The sequence below is a fragment of the Paraburkholderia sp. genome (assembly GCF_026225065.1).
Taxonomy (GTDB): Bacteria; Pseudomonadota; Gammaproteobacteria; order Burkholderiales; family Burkholderiaceae; genus Paraburkholderia.
In genome coordinates, this window is sequence record NZ_JAMFSB010000120.1 from 1 (window position 1) to 16,292 (window position 16,292).

At 61.5% G+C, this 16,292-nt stretch carries 14 protein-coding genes and 1 pseudogene; 5 read left to right on the forward strand and 10 right to left on the reverse strand.

Annotation, left to right across the window (positions count from 1 at the left end):
* From M0954_RS09625 to pilM, 3 genes and pseudogenes are all read right to left on the reverse strand, one after another.
* Window positions 1-291, reverse strand: a pseudogene (locus tag M0954_RS09625) (hypothetical protein); the annotation flags it as partial.
* Window positions 288-965: a fimbrial assembly protein gene (locus tag M0954_RS09630; protein WP_208297143.1), complete on the reverse strand. Its 678-nt coding sequence runs from the start codon at window positions 963-965 to the stop codon at window positions 288-290. The pseudogene M0954_RS09625 and the gene M0954_RS09630, both read right to left, overlap by 4 nt.
* A 5-nt stretch (window positions 966-970) precedes the next feature.
* Window positions 971-1,951 carry a pilus assembly protein PilM gene (pilM, locus tag M0954_RS09635; protein ID WP_133892497.1) on the reverse strand — a complete coding sequence of 327 codons (981 nt, stop codon included), beginning with the start codon at window positions 1,949-1,951 and terminating at the stop codon, window positions 971-973.
* 256 nt (window positions 1,952-2,207) lie between these two features.
* Between pilM and M0954_RS09640 the strand changes: the two genes are divergently transcribed.
* Window positions 2,208-4,637, forward strand: coding sequence for a penicillin-binding protein 1A (locus tag M0954_RS09640; protein WP_297352857.1), 2,430 nt, complete (start codon window positions 2,208-2,210; stop codon window positions 4,635-4,637).
* 94 nt (window positions 4,638-4,731) lie between these two features.
* Here the strand turns inward: M0954_RS09640 and cyaY are convergent, their stop codons facing one another.
* Entirely contained in the window at window positions 4,732-5,049 is a 318-nt protein-coding gene (cyaY, locus tag M0954_RS09645; RefSeq protein WP_122152735.1) for an iron donor protein CyaY, read from the reverse strand.
* Window positions 5,050-5,084: 35 nt separating this feature from the next.
* Here cyaY and M0954_RS09650 point away from each other — a divergent pair, with 35 nt between their 5' ends.
* Window positions 5,085-5,474 (forward strand): lipoprotein, encoded by a 390-nt coding sequence (locus M0954_RS09650; RefSeq protein ID WP_123384968.1) that lies wholly within the window; start codon window positions 5,085-5,087, stop codon window positions 5,472-5,474.
* A 9-nt stretch (window positions 5,475-5,483) separates the two neighbouring features.
* A complete protein-coding gene (gene lysA, locus M0954_RS09655; RefSeq protein ID WP_122152737.1) occupies window positions 5,484-6,746 on the forward strand; it encodes a diaminopimelate decarboxylase in 1,263 nt (420 codons plus the stop codon).
* A 110-nt stretch (window positions 6,747-6,856) separates the two neighbouring features.
* Here lysA and msrQ read toward each other — a convergent pair whose 3' ends face one another.
* From msrQ to M0954_RS09680, 5 genes are all read right to left on the reverse strand, one after another.
* Complete coding sequence (gene msrQ / locus M0954_RS09660) at window positions 6,857-7,549, reverse strand: protein-methionine-sulfoxide reductase heme-binding subunit MsrQ (RefSeq protein WP_123384970.1); 693 nt, start codon at window positions 7,547-7,549, stop codon at window positions 6,857-6,859.
* A 12-nt stretch (window positions 7,550-7,561) separates the two neighbouring features.
* Window positions 7,562-8,569, reverse strand: coding sequence for a protein-methionine-sulfoxide reductase catalytic subunit MsrP (msrP, locus tag M0954_RS09665; protein WP_297352858.1), 1,008 nt, complete (start codon window positions 8,567-8,569; stop codon window positions 7,562-7,564).
* A 166-nt stretch (window positions 8,570-8,735) separates the two neighbouring features.
* Window positions 8,736-9,950 carry a c-type cytochrome biogenesis protein CcsB gene (ccsB, locus tag M0954_RS09670; protein ID WP_297352860.1) on the reverse strand — a complete coding sequence of 405 codons (1,215 nt, stop codon included), beginning with the start codon at window positions 9,948-9,950 and terminating at the stop codon, window positions 8,736-8,738.
* Window positions 9,951-9,954: 4 nt separating this feature from the next.
* On the reverse strand, window positions 9,955-12,159 hold the full coding sequence (locus M0954_RS09675) for a cytochrome c biogenesis protein ResB (RefSeq protein WP_123384973.1): 2,205 nt from the start codon (window positions 12,157-12,159) through the stop codon (window positions 9,955-9,957).
* 128 nt (window positions 12,160-12,287) lie between these two features.
* A complete protein-coding gene (locus M0954_RS09680) occupies window positions 12,288-12,941 on the reverse strand; it encodes a c-type cytochrome (RefSeq protein WP_297352862.1) in 654 nt (217 codons plus the stop codon).
* Window positions 12,942-13,156: 215 nt separating this feature from the next.
* Between M0954_RS09680 and yihA the strand changes: the two genes are divergently transcribed.
* Window positions 13,157-13,819 (forward strand): ribosome biogenesis GTP-binding protein YihA/YsxC, encoded by a 663-nt coding sequence (gene yihA / locus M0954_RS09685; RefSeq protein WP_123384975.1) that lies wholly within the window; start codon window positions 13,157-13,159, stop codon window positions 13,817-13,819.
* Between the two features lie 256 nt (window positions 13,820-14,075).
* Window positions 14,076-15,074, forward strand: a complete 999-nt coding sequence (hemB, locus tag M0954_RS09690; RefSeq protein ID WP_122152744.1) for a porphobilinogen synthase — start codon at window positions 14,076-14,078, stop codon at window positions 15,072-15,074.
* A gap of 181 nt (window positions 15,075-15,255) precedes the next feature.
* Here the strand turns inward: hemB and M0954_RS09695 are convergent.
* Window positions 15,256-16,292: thioredoxin fold domain-containing protein (locus tag M0954_RS09695; protein WP_297352864.1), on the reverse strand; the 1,037-nt coding region annotated here is incomplete at its 5' end.

Consider the following 16,292-nt stretch of genomic DNA (forward strand, 5'->3'; position numbering starts at 1 on the left):
AAGCGCAGCGCTTCGGTGTTGTTCGGGCAACTGGGCAACGGACCGTTTTGCCTGGGCGACGCGCTGTTGCGCTTCGGACAGGGTCGTACGGCTTGCCTGAACACCAACCAGATCGGCCGTGATCCAGGCATTCGCGCCGGCACCAAACACCGTTGCCGCGATAAGAGCCCCCGCCACATGGCGTCGACGCGCGCTCCACGCTTCAAGCGGCAAACGGATCTGAGTCATCCAGTTCGAGGCTTGCGTAGTCTGATTCAAAACGCCGGTACGATCTGCAAACAACGTACTCATCGCACACCTCGCTTCTGATCGGCCTCGTGTGATCCTCCGTTCGCGGGCGCTGCTGGATGCCCCGCGTTTTTAACGGGCTCATCCCAACGCAATCGCGCGGCAAACTCGACCGCGCCACCGCTGCCTGCTGCCGCATCGCGTCCAGTACGAGGCAAAGGATGCAGGTCGGCGACCTCGGAACTCTTCACGCCGCGCACGCTGCTCAATTCTTCAAGCCAGACCGTGGACGCCAAAGGGTCCTTCGATATCGCAAGCAATTCCGTCTCGTGCATACGTTGTCGAAGCTGCTGCAGGACGACGTCATCCGCGGACACATGGCTCAACGTATCGAGCAGATCAAGTAGACGTACTAATGGCTCGGATAGCGCGATCGCACGCGCGGCCCGCTTGCTCCGCTCATCGGCGTCGCGCTGGAGCCGTGCGTGCTCCGCAAGCGGCATGGCAAGGCCGACCAACTCGCTCTCGATGGCTGCACGTTGCGCATCCAGCCGCGCGCGTTCGAACGTCTGCCAGCCGCCCGCCACCAGCACGGCCGCGCAGCCGACGAGCGCCGCGCCCAACCATTCGAGCAGACAGCGTCGCCGCGCGCAGCGCGCGTTGCGTTGCCGGTAAGGCAGCAGATTGAAGCCGCCTATCCACACCGGATGTCCGGCTGGCCCTGTGCGCGAGTTCATCCACATCATTCCATCACTCCGCGCAATGCGAGGCCGAATGCCACCGCGCAGTTCGACTCGTGCAGTAACTTCGCGGACAACGGGCGCGCGCAGTCGCCCAACGCTATACATTCGAACGGCACCATCGTGCAGCCCAGTACATCGCCGAGGTCTGCTTCGGAAAAACCCACTCCATCGAGTAGTTCCACGTCACCCCCGAGGAACGCGTAGCCGAGGGCAACGCCGTCCGCAAGATCGCGCAACGCATCGGCCAGATCGGAATGCTCAGGCGAGGGATAGTGCATCTCACCGACAACCGCGTCGTCGACAATACGCCAACCGTACACACCCTCCGCACCGATCCAGATCGCTGCATAAGGTTCTTGTTGCTCCAGCTCCATAGCGGCCGCGTGCACCAGTGCGCGCAAAGCCGCGTGCGGTTCGCCGTCGATCGCCGTCAGCGTGACACCCGCCGCTGCGGCACACTCGATGCGTGCCTCCAGATGCTGGCGCGCGGCTGTCGCGATCGTTACCGCACCGGCGCCACGCGGCGAGCGTTCAATGAACCAGTCGACCGCCAGCGCATGACGCTCGATTCCCGCAATACGCTCTGCTTCGTTCCACACGGCTGACTCCAGCGCCGCGAGCGAAGGTCCGTCTGCTGCCTCGACGTCGCCCGCAGCGCTCAAGCGCGCGAGCGGCAAACTCGACATCAGCGTTGCCGAGGCCGGCAACGCCATCGCACAGCGTAGCGCGCGCGAAGCACAGGCACGCGGCAGCTCCGCGAACACATCGCGCAACGCACGCGTCACAGCGCTCCGATCCACGATCTCGACACCCGCCATCGCACCGGCAGCAAGCGGTACGGCCGCGAGATATTCGACGCGCAGCAGACCGCCCACGGGCAAACGCTGGCTTAACACCACCAACCTCACCGCCTGCGGACTTACGTCAATCCCCGCAGCAAAACGCCGCACCTTCAACTGCAACGAACTTTTAAATGTCATCCCGCCTCCCTTAAGACACATGCCAAATACGTGGCACACGCGTCGAAACATTCGAGCGCGAGTACCGGAGGCAATTGTGCGCAGCAGTGGCGATGCGCGATATTCAGCCGAATGGCTAACGTGAAGCTCACGGCTCCCTGGGCGACCTCAAAGCGTCTACAGTAAGGTCATCACCTGCGCGGCATGTCCAATGTAAGCATGTCGAAAGCTAACGAGCCAGGCGGCTATAATCGCGGGACTGTTTTTTGGTATTCATATGCAATCGTCTTCCCCTACATCCCCGCCGCCCTCGCCACCCGCTCGACAGAAGCGCAAACGTCCGCTGTGGCTGAAGCTCGTCCTGGGGCTGGTAGGTCTGATATTCGCCGGCATCGCATGCGCCGGACTCGTGACCGGTTATGCGCTGGTGGTTGCCACGCCGAACCTGCCTTCGATCGACGCGCTTACTGACTATCGTCCGAAGGTTCCGCTGCGCATCTACACGGCAGACCATGTACTGATCGGTGAATTCGGTGAAGAGCGGCGCGACATCGTGCACATTCAGGATGTCCCCGACAATCTCAAGAAGGCGGTGCTCGCCATTGAAGACGCACGCTTCTACGATCACGGCGGCGTGGACCTGATGGGTATTGCGCGGGCGGGCTTCGTCGCGCTGAACAACGGCCACGCTACGCAGGGCGCCAGCACGATCACCATGCAGGTCGCCCGCAACTTCTTTCTCTCGAGCGAAAAGACCTACACGCGCAAGATCTACGAGATGTTGCTCGCGTACAAGATCGAGTCGAAGCTGACGAAAGATCAGATTCTCGAGGTGTATATGAATCAGATCTATCTCGGTCAGCACGCGTATGGCTTCGCCAGCGCAGCGCGGGTGTATTTCGGCAAGGACATGAAAGACCTCACGCTCGCCGAATCAGCAATGCTCGCGGGTCTGCCCAAGGCTCCTTCGGCCTATAACCCGGTCGTCAATCCGAAGCGTGCCAGGATTCGTCAGGAGTACATCCTGCAGCGCATGCTGGAGTTGCACTACATCACGCAGCAGCAGTACGACGAGGCGAGCAAACAGCCGCTCGCCGTCAAGAGCGCGGTCAAGGAATTCAGCGTGCACGCAGAATATGTGGCGGAGATGGTGCGTCAGATAATGTACGCCCAATACCACGAAGAGGCCTACACCCGTGGGTTGAATGTCGTGACCACGATCGACTCCGCCGACCAGGATGTGGCTTACCATGCGTTGCGCAAAGGTCTGATGGACTACGAACGACGTCATGGCTACCGCGGTCCAGAAGCGTTCATTGATCTGCCTGCTGACGAGGACGAGCGCCAACAGGCCATCGACGACGCACTGCTCGAACATCTGGACGACGGCGAGTTCGTCGCGGCGGTGGTCACCTCCGCAAGTCCGAAGCACGTCGAGGCGACGCTCGCCGACGGCAACGTCGCGACACTGCAGGGCGACGGCCTGCGCTTCGCGTCGCTCGCACTCGGGCCGCGCGCACAGGCGAATCAGCGTATCCGTCCCGGCGCCATCATCCGGATCGTCAAGGGAGACGACGGTGGCTGGTCGATCACGCAGTTGCCGCAGGTGGAGGGGGCTTTCGTGTCGGTGGTGCCACAGGATGGTGCGATCCGCGCGTTGGTCGGCGGCTTCGACTTCAACAAGAACAAGTTCAACCACGTCACCCAGGCGTGGCGGCAACCGGGCTCGAGTTTCAAGCCGTTTATCTATTCGGCGTCGCTTGAAAAAGGTCTTGGGCCGGCCACCGTGATCAACGATGCGCCGCTGTTCTTCACTGCCGCGGAAACCGGCGGCCAGGCGTGGGAGCCCAAGAACTACGGCGGCGGCTTCGACGGTCCAATGACGATGCGCACCGCGCTGCAGAAGTCGAAGAACCTCGTGTCGATCCGCATCCTCAACCAGATCGGGCCTAAATACGCGCAGCAGTACATTACGCGTTTCGGCTTCGATGCGGACCGTCATCCTGCCTATCTGCCGATGGCGCTCGGTGCCGGGCTCGTCACACCGCTGCAGATGGCCGGAGGGTTTTCGGTGTTCGCCAATGGTGGGTATCGGATCAACCCGTATCTGATCGCGGAAGTGACCGACCAGCGTGGCGCGAGCGTTGCGCAAGCCAAGCCGCTCGTCGCGGGGCAGAGCGCGCCGCACGCGATCGACGTGCGCAATGCTTATGTGATGAACAGCCTGCTGCAAAGCGTCGCGCAACGCGGTACCGGAGCGAAGAGCAACGTCCTCAAGCGCACCGATCTCGGTGGCAAAACCGGGACGACCAACGACTCGCGCGATGCGTGGTTCGCCGGGTATCAGCACACGCTTACCGCCATCGCATGGATCGGCTACGACAATCCACGCAGCCTCGGCGACAAGGAAACGGGCGGCGGCCTCGCGCTACCGGTCTGGATCGACTACATGGCCAAGGCACTGAAGGGCGTGCCGGAATACAAGATGCCGATGCCTGGCGGCATCGTCACGCTAGGCGACGAACCGTATTTCGACAACTTCACGCCAGGCAATGGTTTCGTGGCGACTGTCGGGGTGAGTCAGGCCGATCTGGACGCGAACTCGAGCGATGCGGCGTCCGGCGCGGCAGCGGCGGAGGCGGCGGCCCCGCAACAGGTCGGTGATGAGGAAAAGCAGAACATCATGAACCTGTTCCGCGGGCACTAACCGCAGTTGCAGTCGGGTTCGTCGGCGTACGCTTACTGCTCAGTGCTCAGTGCGGCGTCGAAGCGTAAGGCAAGACGCCTGCAAAGCACCTCGCTTACGCTTCGAACCGGACCGGCTCGCCGGCCTGTTGGGTCGCGTAATCGGACAGCGCGGCGAAAAACTCAGTGCCGTTGCGGGTGTCGCGCCATGCGCCGTCGGCGTAACGGAAATGAAAACCGCCCGACTTCGCGGCGATCCAGATTTCGTGCATCGGCGGCTGCAGATTCACGATGATCTTCGTGCGATTCTCGAATTCGAGCGTCAAAACGTTGCCGCTGCGCTCGAATTCGATATCGGCTTCGGTATCGTCGAGTGTGCGTTCGATGGCTGCAAGCGCGGCCTCGGCACGGGTCAGGTATTCGCTATCGGACATGCTAAACTCCAACGATCATTTTTTCAGGGACAGTCATGCGAGTCGTTTCCCGGTTGCGCTCAATGGTGCCCGGTGTAAGGCAGCCACGCGCTGCGGCGCCCGACCTAGGTCAGCCCGGCGCAACGGCGCCCGGCGCGATTGTAGCCGCTTTGGTCATTGTCGCAGGTTGCGCTCTTGGCGGCTGCGGGCAGCGCGGGCCGCTCTACATGCCGACCGTACCGCCGCTACCCGCCAAACCCGCTGACGAAACCCAGGCGCCGTCGACTGACGCAGTGAAACCCGATTCGCAGGCAGCCTCCGGTACCGTACCCGACACATCGGGCACACCGTTGACGCTGTCGCCGGAAACCGAACTGCGCACCGTACCCGATTCGGCCGCGTCGGCACCGCAACTGCCGGCCTCCGATAGCACCCCCGTTCAATAAGACTTTCGCATGACTCGATCCGCTTTTGCCTATGTAGACGGCGTATTGCACACCGAAGGCGTGTCCGCCGTTTCCCTTGCCGAGCAGTTCGGCACACCGCTGTACGTCTATTCGCGTGCGGCGTTGACCGATGCATGGCAGGCCTATGCCGGCGCATGTGCTGGCCGCCGCGCCACCGTGCACGTCGCTGCCAAGGCAAACAGCAATCTCGCTGTGCTGAACGTGTTTGCAAGACTCGGCGCGAGCTTCGATATCGTCTCGGGCGGCGAACTCGCACGTGTGCTTGCGGCCGGCGGCAAAGCGGAAAACGTGGTGTTTTCGGGCGTCGGCAAGCGTGCTGACGAAATGCGCGAAGCGCTCGAGGCGGGCGTCAAATGCTTCAACGTCGAGTCGATTCCGGAGCTCGACCGCCTCAATGCAGTTGCCGCTTCAGTGGGAAAGACCGCGCCCGTTTCGCTGCGCGTGAATCCCGACGTCGACGCAAAAACGCATCCGTATATTTCCACCGGGCTGAAGTCGAACAAGTTCGGCGTGGCGTTCGACGAGGCGCGCGCCACCTATCGCGCCGCAGCAGCGATGACGCATCTCGAGGTAGTGGGGATCGACTGCCATATCGGCTCGCAGATTACCGAAATCGCGCCGTATCTTGACGCGGTGGACAAGCTGCTGGAGCTAGTCAAACAGATCGAAGCAGATGGTTTGTCGATCCGTCACATTGATGTGGGGGGCGGTCTCGGTATCACCTATGACGACGAAACCCCGCCCGATATCGGCGAGTTCGTGCGTACGGTACTCGATCACATCGAAGCGCGCGGTCATGGGCATCGCGAAGTGTATTTCGAGCCGGGGCGTTCGTTGGTGGGCAATGCCGGTGTGCTGCTCACGCGTGTCGAGTTTCTGAAGCCCGGCGCGGAAAAGAACTTTGCCATCGTCGACGCGGCGATGAACGATCTCGCGCGCCCGGCGATGTACGAGGCGTACCACGGTATTGAGCCGGTGGTGAAACGCGACACTCCGGCGCATGTGTACGACGTGGTCGGCCCAGTTTGCGAGAGTGGCGACTGGTTGGGCCGCGAGCGCCTGCTCGCAATCGAGCCGGGCGATCTGCTCGCCTTGCGCTCGGCAGGTGCGTATGGTTTCGTGATGAGCTCGAACTACAACACGCGTCCGCGGGCGGCCGAAGTCATGGTCGACGGTGAGAAAGCGTATGTGGTCCGCGCGCGCGAAGAAGTAAAGCAGCTGTTTGCCGGCGAAACCGTCCTGCCGGATTGAACACGCGAAGCGGACGCTTCACAAGCTGAAAACAAGAAGGCGATGCCACTGCGGCATCGCCTTTTTATTGGACGGTGGCTGAGACCACAAGCGCCGTCAGCGAAACGCGGTCACCTCTTCCCAGTTGACACCGCCCCACGCGCGCGCAGCCACGCAAGCAGCCGCCATCCCAGCAACGCAACCATAACCGCGCCATAGATCTTCGGCAGCAGCAGATCGTGCTTGCCGGATTTCATCCACCAGAAATGCAGGATCGCAAGTACCCCGATCGCATAGATCGCGCGGTGCAGCGTCTGCCAGCGGCGGCCAAGCTTTCTCACCATCGCTCGCGGCGAGGTCACGGCCAGCACGAGAAGCAGCAGAAACGCCGCGAAGCCGACCATGATGAATGGCCGCTTGCCAATATCCTTCAGAATCGCCGCCACGTCGAACCATTTGTCGAACCAGACATAGGTCGTGAAATGCAGCGTGGCGTAGAAGAACGTGTACAGACCCAGCATGCGCCGGAAACGCAGCAATGCCCCTACTCCGGTCAGGCGGCGCAGCGGCGTCACAGCAAGTGTGATGCACAGGAATACCAGCGTCCACAGACCGGTTGAGCGGGTGATGAACTCGATCGGGTTGGCGCCGAGCCGGTCCGTCAAGCCGAAGAACACGATGCGCGCGAGCGGATACCATGCCGCCACGAATACGGCGATCTTCGCAGGCACCACCCAGCGGCCGCCCGCTGCGGCGGAACGCTGCGCCGCGGGCGGCTGCCGCCGCGGGGTACGTTCAGACACGGTTGGTGTTTCAGAGGCCATCGCGATTCCCGCCTAGAAGTTCTTCTTCAGGTCCATGCCCTGATACAGCGACGCGACCTGATCGCCGTAGCCGTTGAACATCAGCGTCTTTCTCTTCGGTGTGAAGAAACCATCTTCTCCAATCCGCCGCTCGGTCGCCTGGCTCCAGCGCGGATGGTCGACGTTCGGATTCACGTTCGAGTAAAAGCCGTATTCGTTCGGCGCGTAGGTATTCCAGCTGGTGGCAGGCTGCTTGTCGACGAAGCGGATTTTCACAAGCGACTTGCCGCTCTTGAAGCCGTATTTCCACGGCACGATGATCCGCAGCGGCGCACCGTTCTGATTGGGCAACACTTCGCCGTATATGCCCACCGTCAGCAAGGTCAACGGGTTCATCGCTTCGTCCATCCGCAGGCCTTCCGAATACGGCCAGTCCAGAATCGGCGTGGACAGGCCGGGCATCTGCGACGGGTCAGCCAGCGTAATGAACTGCACGTATTTGGCATTGCCGTTCGGCTGGGCCCGCTTGATGAGTTCTGCAAGCGGAAACCCAATCCACGGCATCACCATCGACCAACCTTCCACGCAGCGATGCCGATACACCCGCTCCTCGAGCGGCGCCATCTTCAGGAGATCGTCGATGTCGAACACCTTGGCGTTCTTCACTTCGCCTTCGACACTCACCCGCCACGGATGCGGACGCAACGTGCCGGCATTCTGCGCAGGGTCGCTCTTGTCGGTTCCGAATTCGTAGAAGTTGTTGTAGGTGGTAATGTCCTTGTAAGGCGAAACCTTATCCACCGCGACGAATTTCGGATTGGTTTTCGCCGCCAGCTTCGGTCCTTTCGCATCCGGCGACGAGTACACGGCGAGCGCCTCGCCGCTCACGCCGAGCAAACTGCCCATCGCCACCGCGCCCGCCGCCCGCAACACGCGTCGACGGTTCTCGCGCTGGTGCTCGTACACGCGCTTCGGCGTGATTTCACTCGGGGCAATATCGTCGCCCTGCAGTGCAATCCTGTCGCTTCGCTTTATCCACATGGTGCTGCTCCTGCTGGCCCGGCGGGCTATGTTGATGATGGTCCGACTACTCATCCATAGGTACTGTTCTGGCGAACACTCTGGATGCACCAAAATTCCATGCACAAAGAAAAAACCGCCGGTGCGAAGCACACGGCGGTTCTTGGTCGGTCCGGAACAGCAGATCTTACAGCTTGCCGTAGCTATGCAGCCCGGACAGGAACATGTTGACGCCGAGGAACGCAAACGTCGTGACCAGCAGGCCCGTAAGCGCCCACCATGCCGCGACCGCGCCGCGCAGGCCCTTCATGAGCCGCATGTGCAGCCACGCAGCGTAGTTCAGCCAGACGATCAGCGCCCAGGTTTCCTTCGGATCCCAGCTCCAGTAGCCACCCCAAGCCTGCGCGGCCCAAAGCGCACCGAGGATCGTGGCGATCGTGAAGAACGCAAAACCGACCGCGATCGACTTGTACATCAGGTCGTCGAGCACGTCGAGCGGCGGCAGGCGGTCCACCAGCATGCCGTTTTCCTTGACCAGGTACGCAACGCCGACCATCGCTGACAGCGCGAAGCTGCCATAACCGATGAAGTTCGCCGGCACGTGAATCTTCATCCACCAGCTTTGCAGCGCCGGCACGAGCGGCTGGATCTGCTGCGCATCGCGGGAAATCGAGTACCACATCAGGAAGCCGACCGCGGCGCTGATCACCAGCAACACGAACGCGCCGAGCGCGCGGGTGTTGTAGTGCTGCTCGTAATACAGGTAGAAAAGCGCAGTGATCAGGCTGAACAGCACGAACACTTCGTACAGGTTCGAGATGGGGATGTGCCCGACGTCCGAGCCGATCAGATACGACTCATACCAGCGCACCATCAGGCCGACGAAGCCCATCAGCACCGCGGCCCACGTCATCTTCGAACCGATCGCAGCGCCCGTGGGCGAACGCGAAATCAGGCCGATCCAGTAAAACAGCGTGGCCAGCACAAACAGCGCGCTCATCCACAGAATCGCGGATTGGCTCGACAGGAAATATTTGAGGAAGAACGCGCTATCGGCACGCGTTAGATCGCCCTGGTAGGTCTGGATCGCGAAGAGCGACAGCACCGCGATACCGGCGATCAAGAGTCGCGCCGGCTTCCAGCGCCAGCCGAGCGTTACGAACACCGGCACCGCGCACACCAGGATCAGCTTGTCGTAGTAATTCATGAACGGGTGATAGCGCCACAGCGCGAAACCCGCACCCGCGACCATCGCCACCGCAAACAGCCAGTCGAAAACGCCAAGGCGCTTCAAGAAGGAGCGCTCGTCGAGCAGCGCCGGAAGCTGCGCCGAACTGGCTGCCGCGTTCTTGGGCGACGCGTTACCACGCGAGGGAGATGAGGAAACCTGAGTCAAGTCCATGATCTTACCGGGTCGTATCTTGTGAACCTGCGGACGATGTGCCGGAGGTGCCGCCATTCTCGGCAGCGTCACTGGGTTGGGCACCCAGTACAGCGCCGACAGCGTCGCGCGTCTGGGCGAACTCCTTGTCGAAGTCGAGCGTCTTGCGCGCGCTCGACATCGCCATCACGACGTTCGTACCGTGAGCGGTATCTTTGATCCAGAACCACAGGCGCCGTTCGCGGACGTAGAACATCGAGAAGATGCCCAATACGAGGAGCAGGCTGCCAAGATACACGACTTTTTTGCCGGGCGCGCGCGTCAACTGAAATACCGAAGCTTGCACCTGCTTAAACGAGTCGAGATGTAAATAGACCGGCGATCCATACAAAAAGCTGTCAGATATCGCGTTGATCGAGCTCTGGATAAAGAGGCTCGTGTCTGCCGAGGGCGTTGCGGCGGGCTCGCCGGCCTGTTCACGGGCCAGTTGCCATACATCCCAGGTCGAGCCTTCGAGCATGCGCAGCAGCAGCGAGGCCGCTTTTTCCTGCTCGCCTTTGGGCACCGAATGGTCGATAAACGCGGCAATTGCCTGGAAGCCACCAATGTTCTGTCCGCCCTGCATCACGCCGACACTGTTGTCGCCGCCTGCAAAGAGGGTCAGGACGCGCAGCGCGCTTTCTTCAAGGTGTTGCTGCAGATCAGGGTTCGATGCCGGCACCGAGCGCAGTGCGAAACGGTGCGCCGCGGCGGCACGCGTGGCCGGATTCTCGAGCGCGGCGCGCAGGTTCATCCATTCATTGACTGTGCCGCCCTGGTCCGCGGGAATGCGCAGATAGCGGAACGGGTCGTCCGGATTGATGCGCATGCCGGCGAGAAACATCTTCTCGCCGCCCACATCGACCGGCAGCATGTAGTTGTTGTACTCGCGCGCCTGTCCGTCCTTGCCGCGCACCTTGTACTGCACCGACGGGCCGACGTTATGCAGGTCCAGCGGCTTCGAGGTCTTGGCGCCCGAGCCGAGTCGCTCGTCGAAGGCTTCCTTCAGCGTCTGATGCGCGACGCCGCGCGCATCATTGGCACCGCTGCCGTTCGAGATGTTTTCCACGTTGATGGCGCGGAAATCGGCGAATTCGATGGTCTGGCCGTCCGCCCCGGGCACCGCGCTGCCCAACGGCACCGAATTGCCGATCGTGCCGCCGAACGGAGCCGTTTTGGCGCTAGTGCCCGACATCGGGAAGGCGGTCATCTGCATCTGCGAGCCGCCATCCTGGAAGCTCGACTGGTAGATCGAAACGCCGTCGTACTCGAACGGCTTGTTCACTTCGACGCGTGCCGGAATTTTCTGACCAGTCTTATGATCGATCACGACGATATCGCTCGCGAACAGCTTCGGCATGCCAGTCGAGTAGTAATCGACGATGAACTTGTTCAACTGGATCGAAAACGGCAAGTCCTGGATCAACGACCCGTTCGGCTGGTTAAGGATCGCCGTGGAGACGTGCTCGCCTTCCGGTACCCACGCGTAGCCGCGGAACGTCGGATTGGACTGGGACAGACGGTGTTCGGGCGGAATGTCGCTGATCACCGTGTTGCTGCTGATGGGCGTCTTGTTGAACATCCACATCTGCAGCTTGATCGGCAGATTGCTGTCGAGCAGGCCGCCCAGACAAATGACGACGATCGCGATGTGAGCCGAAATATAGCCGAGCTTGGTGAGCGCGCCGCGCTTGGCGGCGATCAGCGTCGCGCCATCCGATTCCCGCGTCACGAACTTGTAGCCAAGCCGGCCCGACAGCTTCGCCAACGTGGCGGTGGCCTGTTCGCGTGAGCCCTCGACGGCGAACTCGCCCTTGTGGTGAAACGCGCGCAGGCTCGATTCGCGGACCTTGTCCTTCCAGCTCTTCATGTCGGCGATCATCTTCGGCGCATTGCGGATCACGCAAAGCGAAACCGAAACCATCAGAAAGCCGAGGATCAGCATGAACCACCAGGCGCTGTACACGGTGTACAGGCTCAGCGAGCGGAAGATATCCGCCCAGAACGGGCCGAACTGATTGACGTAGTTGGGATACGGGTCGTCCTGGGTGAGGACGGTGCCGATGATGCTCGCGATCGCCAGAACCACCAGCAGCGCGATGGCGAATCGCATCGAACTCATCAACTCGATGACGCGACGCATGGGCCGATGGCCCGACGTTATTTCAATACCCGACGTGGTGACGCTCATTCACACTCCGACAGAACAGCAAAAAAGGGTGAACGGCCGCCGCTGACGCATGAAGCGAGCGACGCCATCACCCTTTTCTTGTTTTTTCACCGGCCTCGCTGGGCCGGTTGCACTTGCGTGCGGACTTCCTAATGCAAGCCCGCGATGTAATCAGCCACAGCCTTGATATCGCTATCCGACAGCCGCGAGGCAATAGTATGCATCGGGTCGCTGTTGTTGCGCGCGCCCGGACCCTGCGTGAACGCGTTCAACTGCGTCACCGTATATTCCGCCCACTGCCCCGACAGACGCGGATACTGCACCGGAATGCCCTGGCCTGTAGGACCGTGGCAACTTGCACACGCCGGAACAGCGCGTTCGACGATGCCCGCGCGATAAATCTTCTCGCCTAGCGGGACAGTGTTCTTGTCGTGTGCGTAACCGGGCTTCGGCGTCTGCGCCGCAAAATACGCGGCGACGTTAACCATATCCTGGTTGGACAGCGCTGCGGCCATGCCGGCCATAATCGCATTATTACGCGCAGGCTGCTTGGCGCCGGGCTGGATTTTGAAATCCATCAACTGCTTGACGAGATATTCGGGGTGCTGGCCGGCCAGCTTGGGATAAGCCCCGCCGGTGCTATTACCGTCGGCGCCGTGACACGACGCACAAACCTGCGTCGCAATTGCCTGTCCCCGATTGACGTCCGGTTTTGCCGGATCTGCTGCTCGCGCCTGAACTGCTAAACCTGAAAGACCTGCCGCTACTTGGAATACTATCAGTGCTTTGCACAGTCGATTCATTCGCACACCCTGTTTCGTCTTGTGGGAATTAGAGGTTCTGCAAAACGACGGCGACCGATTTACCGCAGAGGCACGCGCGCTGGCCCCCTCCTCAGGTCTTCAGTAAATTCAGTAAACCATCATATTGTACAATAACTCGCTAATCGCTTAGACGCCAGTCGGGCTTGACCCGTCCCCACCCCGGGTTCCCCGGCGTCTCATATTCTGGTTCCCCCATGTCCTTCCTGCTCCACCAGTCCCGCTTCTTCACGACCGTCAATCACTTGCGTGATCTGCCGGCCACCCCGCAACCCGAAATCGCATTTGCGGGACGCTCGAATGCGGGGAAGTCGACGGCGATTAATCTGCTGTGCAACCAGAAACGTCTCGCTTTTGCCAGTAAGACCCCGGGCCGTACGCAGCATATCAACTACTTCTCGGTAGGGCCTGCGGCGGAGCCGGTGGCCCACCTGGTGGATTTGCCCGGCTACGGTTATGCGGAAGTGCCTGGCGCCGCCAAGGCGCATTGGGAGGCGTTGCTGTCGAGCTATCTGCAGCAGCGCTCGCAACTGCGCGGCATGATCCTGATGATGGATTCGCGCCGCCCGTTGACCGATCTGGACCGGGTGATGATCGAGTGGTTTGCGCCGACCGGTAAGCCGATCCACACCTTGCTGACAAAGTGCGACAAATTGACGCGGCAAGAGAGCATCAACGCGCTACGGGCCACTCACAAGGGGCTGGCCGAATATACGGCCGCTGGCTTTCGGGGAGAATTGACCGCCCAGTTGTTCTCGGCGCTCAAGCGGGTCGGTCTGGACGAGGCTCATGAGCTGATTGAAAGCTGGCTCGTCCCTGAGGATGCGGGTAGCACGGAAGACGTGGCCGCCTCTGAATAGCTGCCGCTGCCAGGCTAAGGACAGGCCTGGTCTGGGCCCTTTTTCGTTCGCCCATAAAAAAACCCGCCGCAACTGACGGCGGGCCAAACAGCCTAATCGAAAAACGACAGGCACCCGCTCAGGGAGGAGAAGCGGGGAGGTCAGCGCATCGCGCCTTGCTCGATCGGTATGATATACCATTGTCTCGAAAAGAGTTTTCAGCAGGCTCGGGCACGCGCTGTTGCTTTGCCATCTCCACGCAATCCAAGACATTCATATGAGCTTCTATCCGCATCACCGTCCGCGCCGCATGCGCCGTGACGACTTCTCGCGCCGTCTCATGCGCGAAAACATCCTCACCACCAACGACCTGATCTACCCCGTGTTCATCGTCGAAGGCACCAACGTGCGCCAAGCCGTGGCGTCGATGCCGGGCGTGGAACGCGTGTCGGTCGATCTGCTGATGGGCGTCGCCGAACAGTGCGTCGCGCTTGGCGTGCCGGTGCTATCGCTGTTTCCGGCGATCGAGCCGTCGTTGAAGACGCCGGACGGCCGCGAGGCGACCAACGCTGCCGGGCTGATTCCGCGTGCCGTCCGTGAACTGAAAAAGCATTTCCCGGAACTAGGCGTTCTTACCGACGTTGCGCTCGATCCCTACACGAGCCACGGCCAGGACGGCGTGATCGACGAAGCGGGCTATGTGATCAACGACGTGACCGTCGAGATCCTCGTCGAGCAGGCCCGCGCACAAGCGGAAGCGGGCGTGGATATCGTGGCGCCGTCGGACATGATGGACGGGCGCATCGGCGCAATCCGCGAAATGCTGGAGAGCGAGGATCACATCCATACGCGGATCATGGCCTACTCGGCCAAGTTCGCGTCGGCGTTCTACGGCCCGTTCCGCGATGCCGTCGGTTCCGCGACGAACCTCGGCAAGAGCAACAAGATGACCTATCAGATGGACCCGTCGAATTCGGATGAAGCGCTGCGCGAAGTGCGCGCGGACATCGAAGAAGGCGCGGACATGGTGATGGTGAAGCCCGGTATGCCGTACCTCGATATCGTCCGCCGCGTGAAGGACGAGTTCCGCTTTCCGACTTATGTGTATCAGGTGAGCGGGGAATACGCGATGCTCAAGGCGGCCGCGCAAAACGGCTGGCTCGATCACGACAAGGCAATGATGGAATCGCTGCTGGCGTTCAAGCGGGCCGGTGCGGATGGCGTGCTGACGTATTTCGCGCTGGATGCCGCGCGGATTTTGCACGCGCAGAAGTGATGCGGGTTGTTGCGCGAGGTTGGGCGCCTCGCGGTGGATGATGTCCGACGCAGACGACGTTCAGGCGGTTTGAAGTTTGACGTTTGATGAAAGCGGAGACGCCGGGAAAGGGTCTCCGCTTTTTTAATGGCTGAAAAAGTCCCGCTTGCCGTTTGCGAAGGCGGGCTTCGGGCTTCGGCGACTACGATTGCGGCGGCGTGGCCAAGCGGTCGAGGCTGTGCAGGAACGTGTCAGCCGACTCGTAGCCGACGACGCGCAATACCTCCGCTCCGCTTGGGTCAAAGAAGATGATGCCCGGAGGCCCAAACAGCTTGAAGCGCTTCAGCAATGTCTGGTCATCCGGGTTGTTGGCGGTCACGTCCGCGCGCAGCAGATTGAGTTGCTGCAGCCGGGCATGCACGCGCGGGTCGCTGAAGGTGAATTTCTCCATTTCCTTGCAGCTCACGCACCAGTCCGCATAGAAGTCCAGCATCGCCGGTTGGGCGGCGGCTTTTACAGCCTGGTCAAGCTGGGTCGACGAACGTACCGGGGCAAACGTTAGACTGTCTGCCGCAGTAGCGGCGTTCGCTGCGCCTGACGGGGCGCCGGCCACTTCGCTTGGTCCGCCGCGCGCAGCCAGTATTGCGAGCGGCTTAATCGGATCCGATGATCCGGCCGCGAGACCGACTAGCAGCACTACGGCCCAGACGGTCAGCGCGACGCCCAGGCCCCGGCCGAGCCTGCGCCAAACCGAACTGGCGCCAACCGCCGGCGAGAACAATCCCAACGAGGCAGCGGCAACCAGCAGCCACAGCGCGCTCAACAACATTTGCGCGGTCGCACCCAACACTGGCCAGACAATCCACAGCGCAGCGGCGAGTAGCACCACTCCGAAGAAGACTTTTACTCCGTCCATCCACACACCCGCACGCGGCAGCAAGGTACCTGCGCCCAAGCCGATGATCAGCAACGGAACGCCCAGGCCGATGCCCATCGAGAACAGCGCGATCCCGCCGAGCACCGCGTTGCCTGTGTGGGCGATAAACGCCAGGATCGCGAACAGCGGCGCGGTCATGCAAGCGCCGACGACCAGCGCGGACAGCGCGCCCATCGCCGCCACCGCCGCGAACTTGCCACCGGAGCGCCCTTGCGATGCACGCGATGCGCCGTCCTGCCAGCGTTGCGGCAAAGCGATGTCGTAACCGGCGATCAGCGTCACCGCGAACACCGCCAGCAGCA

Excerpts from the sequence above, each read along its gene's own strand:
- M0954_RS09630 (WP_208297143.1), bottom strand. The coding sequence starts at position 965 with ATGAACTCGCGCACAGGGCCAGCCGGACATCCGGTGTGGATAGGCGGC.
- pilM (WP_133892497.1), bottom strand. The coding sequence starts at position 1,951 with ATGACATTTAAAAGTTCGTTGCAGTTGAAGGTGCGGCGTTTTGCTGCG.
- M0954_RS09640 (WP_297352857.1), top strand. The coding sequence starts at position 2,208 with ATGCAATCGTCTTCCCCTACATCCCCGCCGCCCTCGCCACCCGCTCGA.
- cyaY (WP_122152735.1), bottom strand. The coding sequence starts at position 5,049 with ATGTCCGATAGCGAATACCTGACCCGTGCCGAGGCCGCGCTTGCAGCC.
- M0954_RS09650 (WP_123384968.1), top strand. The coding sequence starts at position 5,085 with ATGCGAGTCGTTTCCCGGTTGCGCTCAATGGTGCCCGGTGTAAGGCAG.
- lysA (WP_122152737.1), top strand. The coding sequence starts at position 5,484 with ATGACTCGATCCGCTTTTGCCTATGTAGACGGCGTATTGCACACCGAA.
- msrQ (WP_123384970.1), bottom strand. The coding sequence starts at position 7,549 with ATGGCCTCTGAAACACCAACCGTGTCTGAACGTACCCCGCGGCGGCAG.
- msrP (WP_297352858.1), bottom strand. The coding sequence starts at position 8,569 with ATGTGGATAAAGCGAAGCGACAGGATTGCACTGCAGGGCGACGATATT.
- ccsB (WP_297352860.1), bottom strand. The coding sequence starts at position 9,950 with ATGGACTTGACTCAGGTTTCCTCATCTCCCTCGCGTGGTAACGCGTCG.
- M0954_RS09675 (WP_123384973.1), bottom strand. The coding sequence starts at position 12,159 with ATGAGCGTCACCACGTCGGGTATTGAAATAACGTCGGGCCATCGGCCC.
- M0954_RS09680 (WP_297352862.1), bottom strand. The coding sequence starts at position 12,941 with ATGAATCGACTGTGCAAAGCACTGATAGTATTCCAAGTAGCGGCAGGT.
- yihA (WP_123384975.1), top strand. The coding sequence starts at position 13,157 with ATGTCCTTCCTGCTCCACCAGTCCCGCTTCTTCACGACCGTCAATCAC.
- hemB (WP_122152744.1), top strand. The coding sequence starts at position 14,076 with ATGAGCTTCTATCCGCATCACCGTCCGCGCCGCATGCGCCGTGACGAC.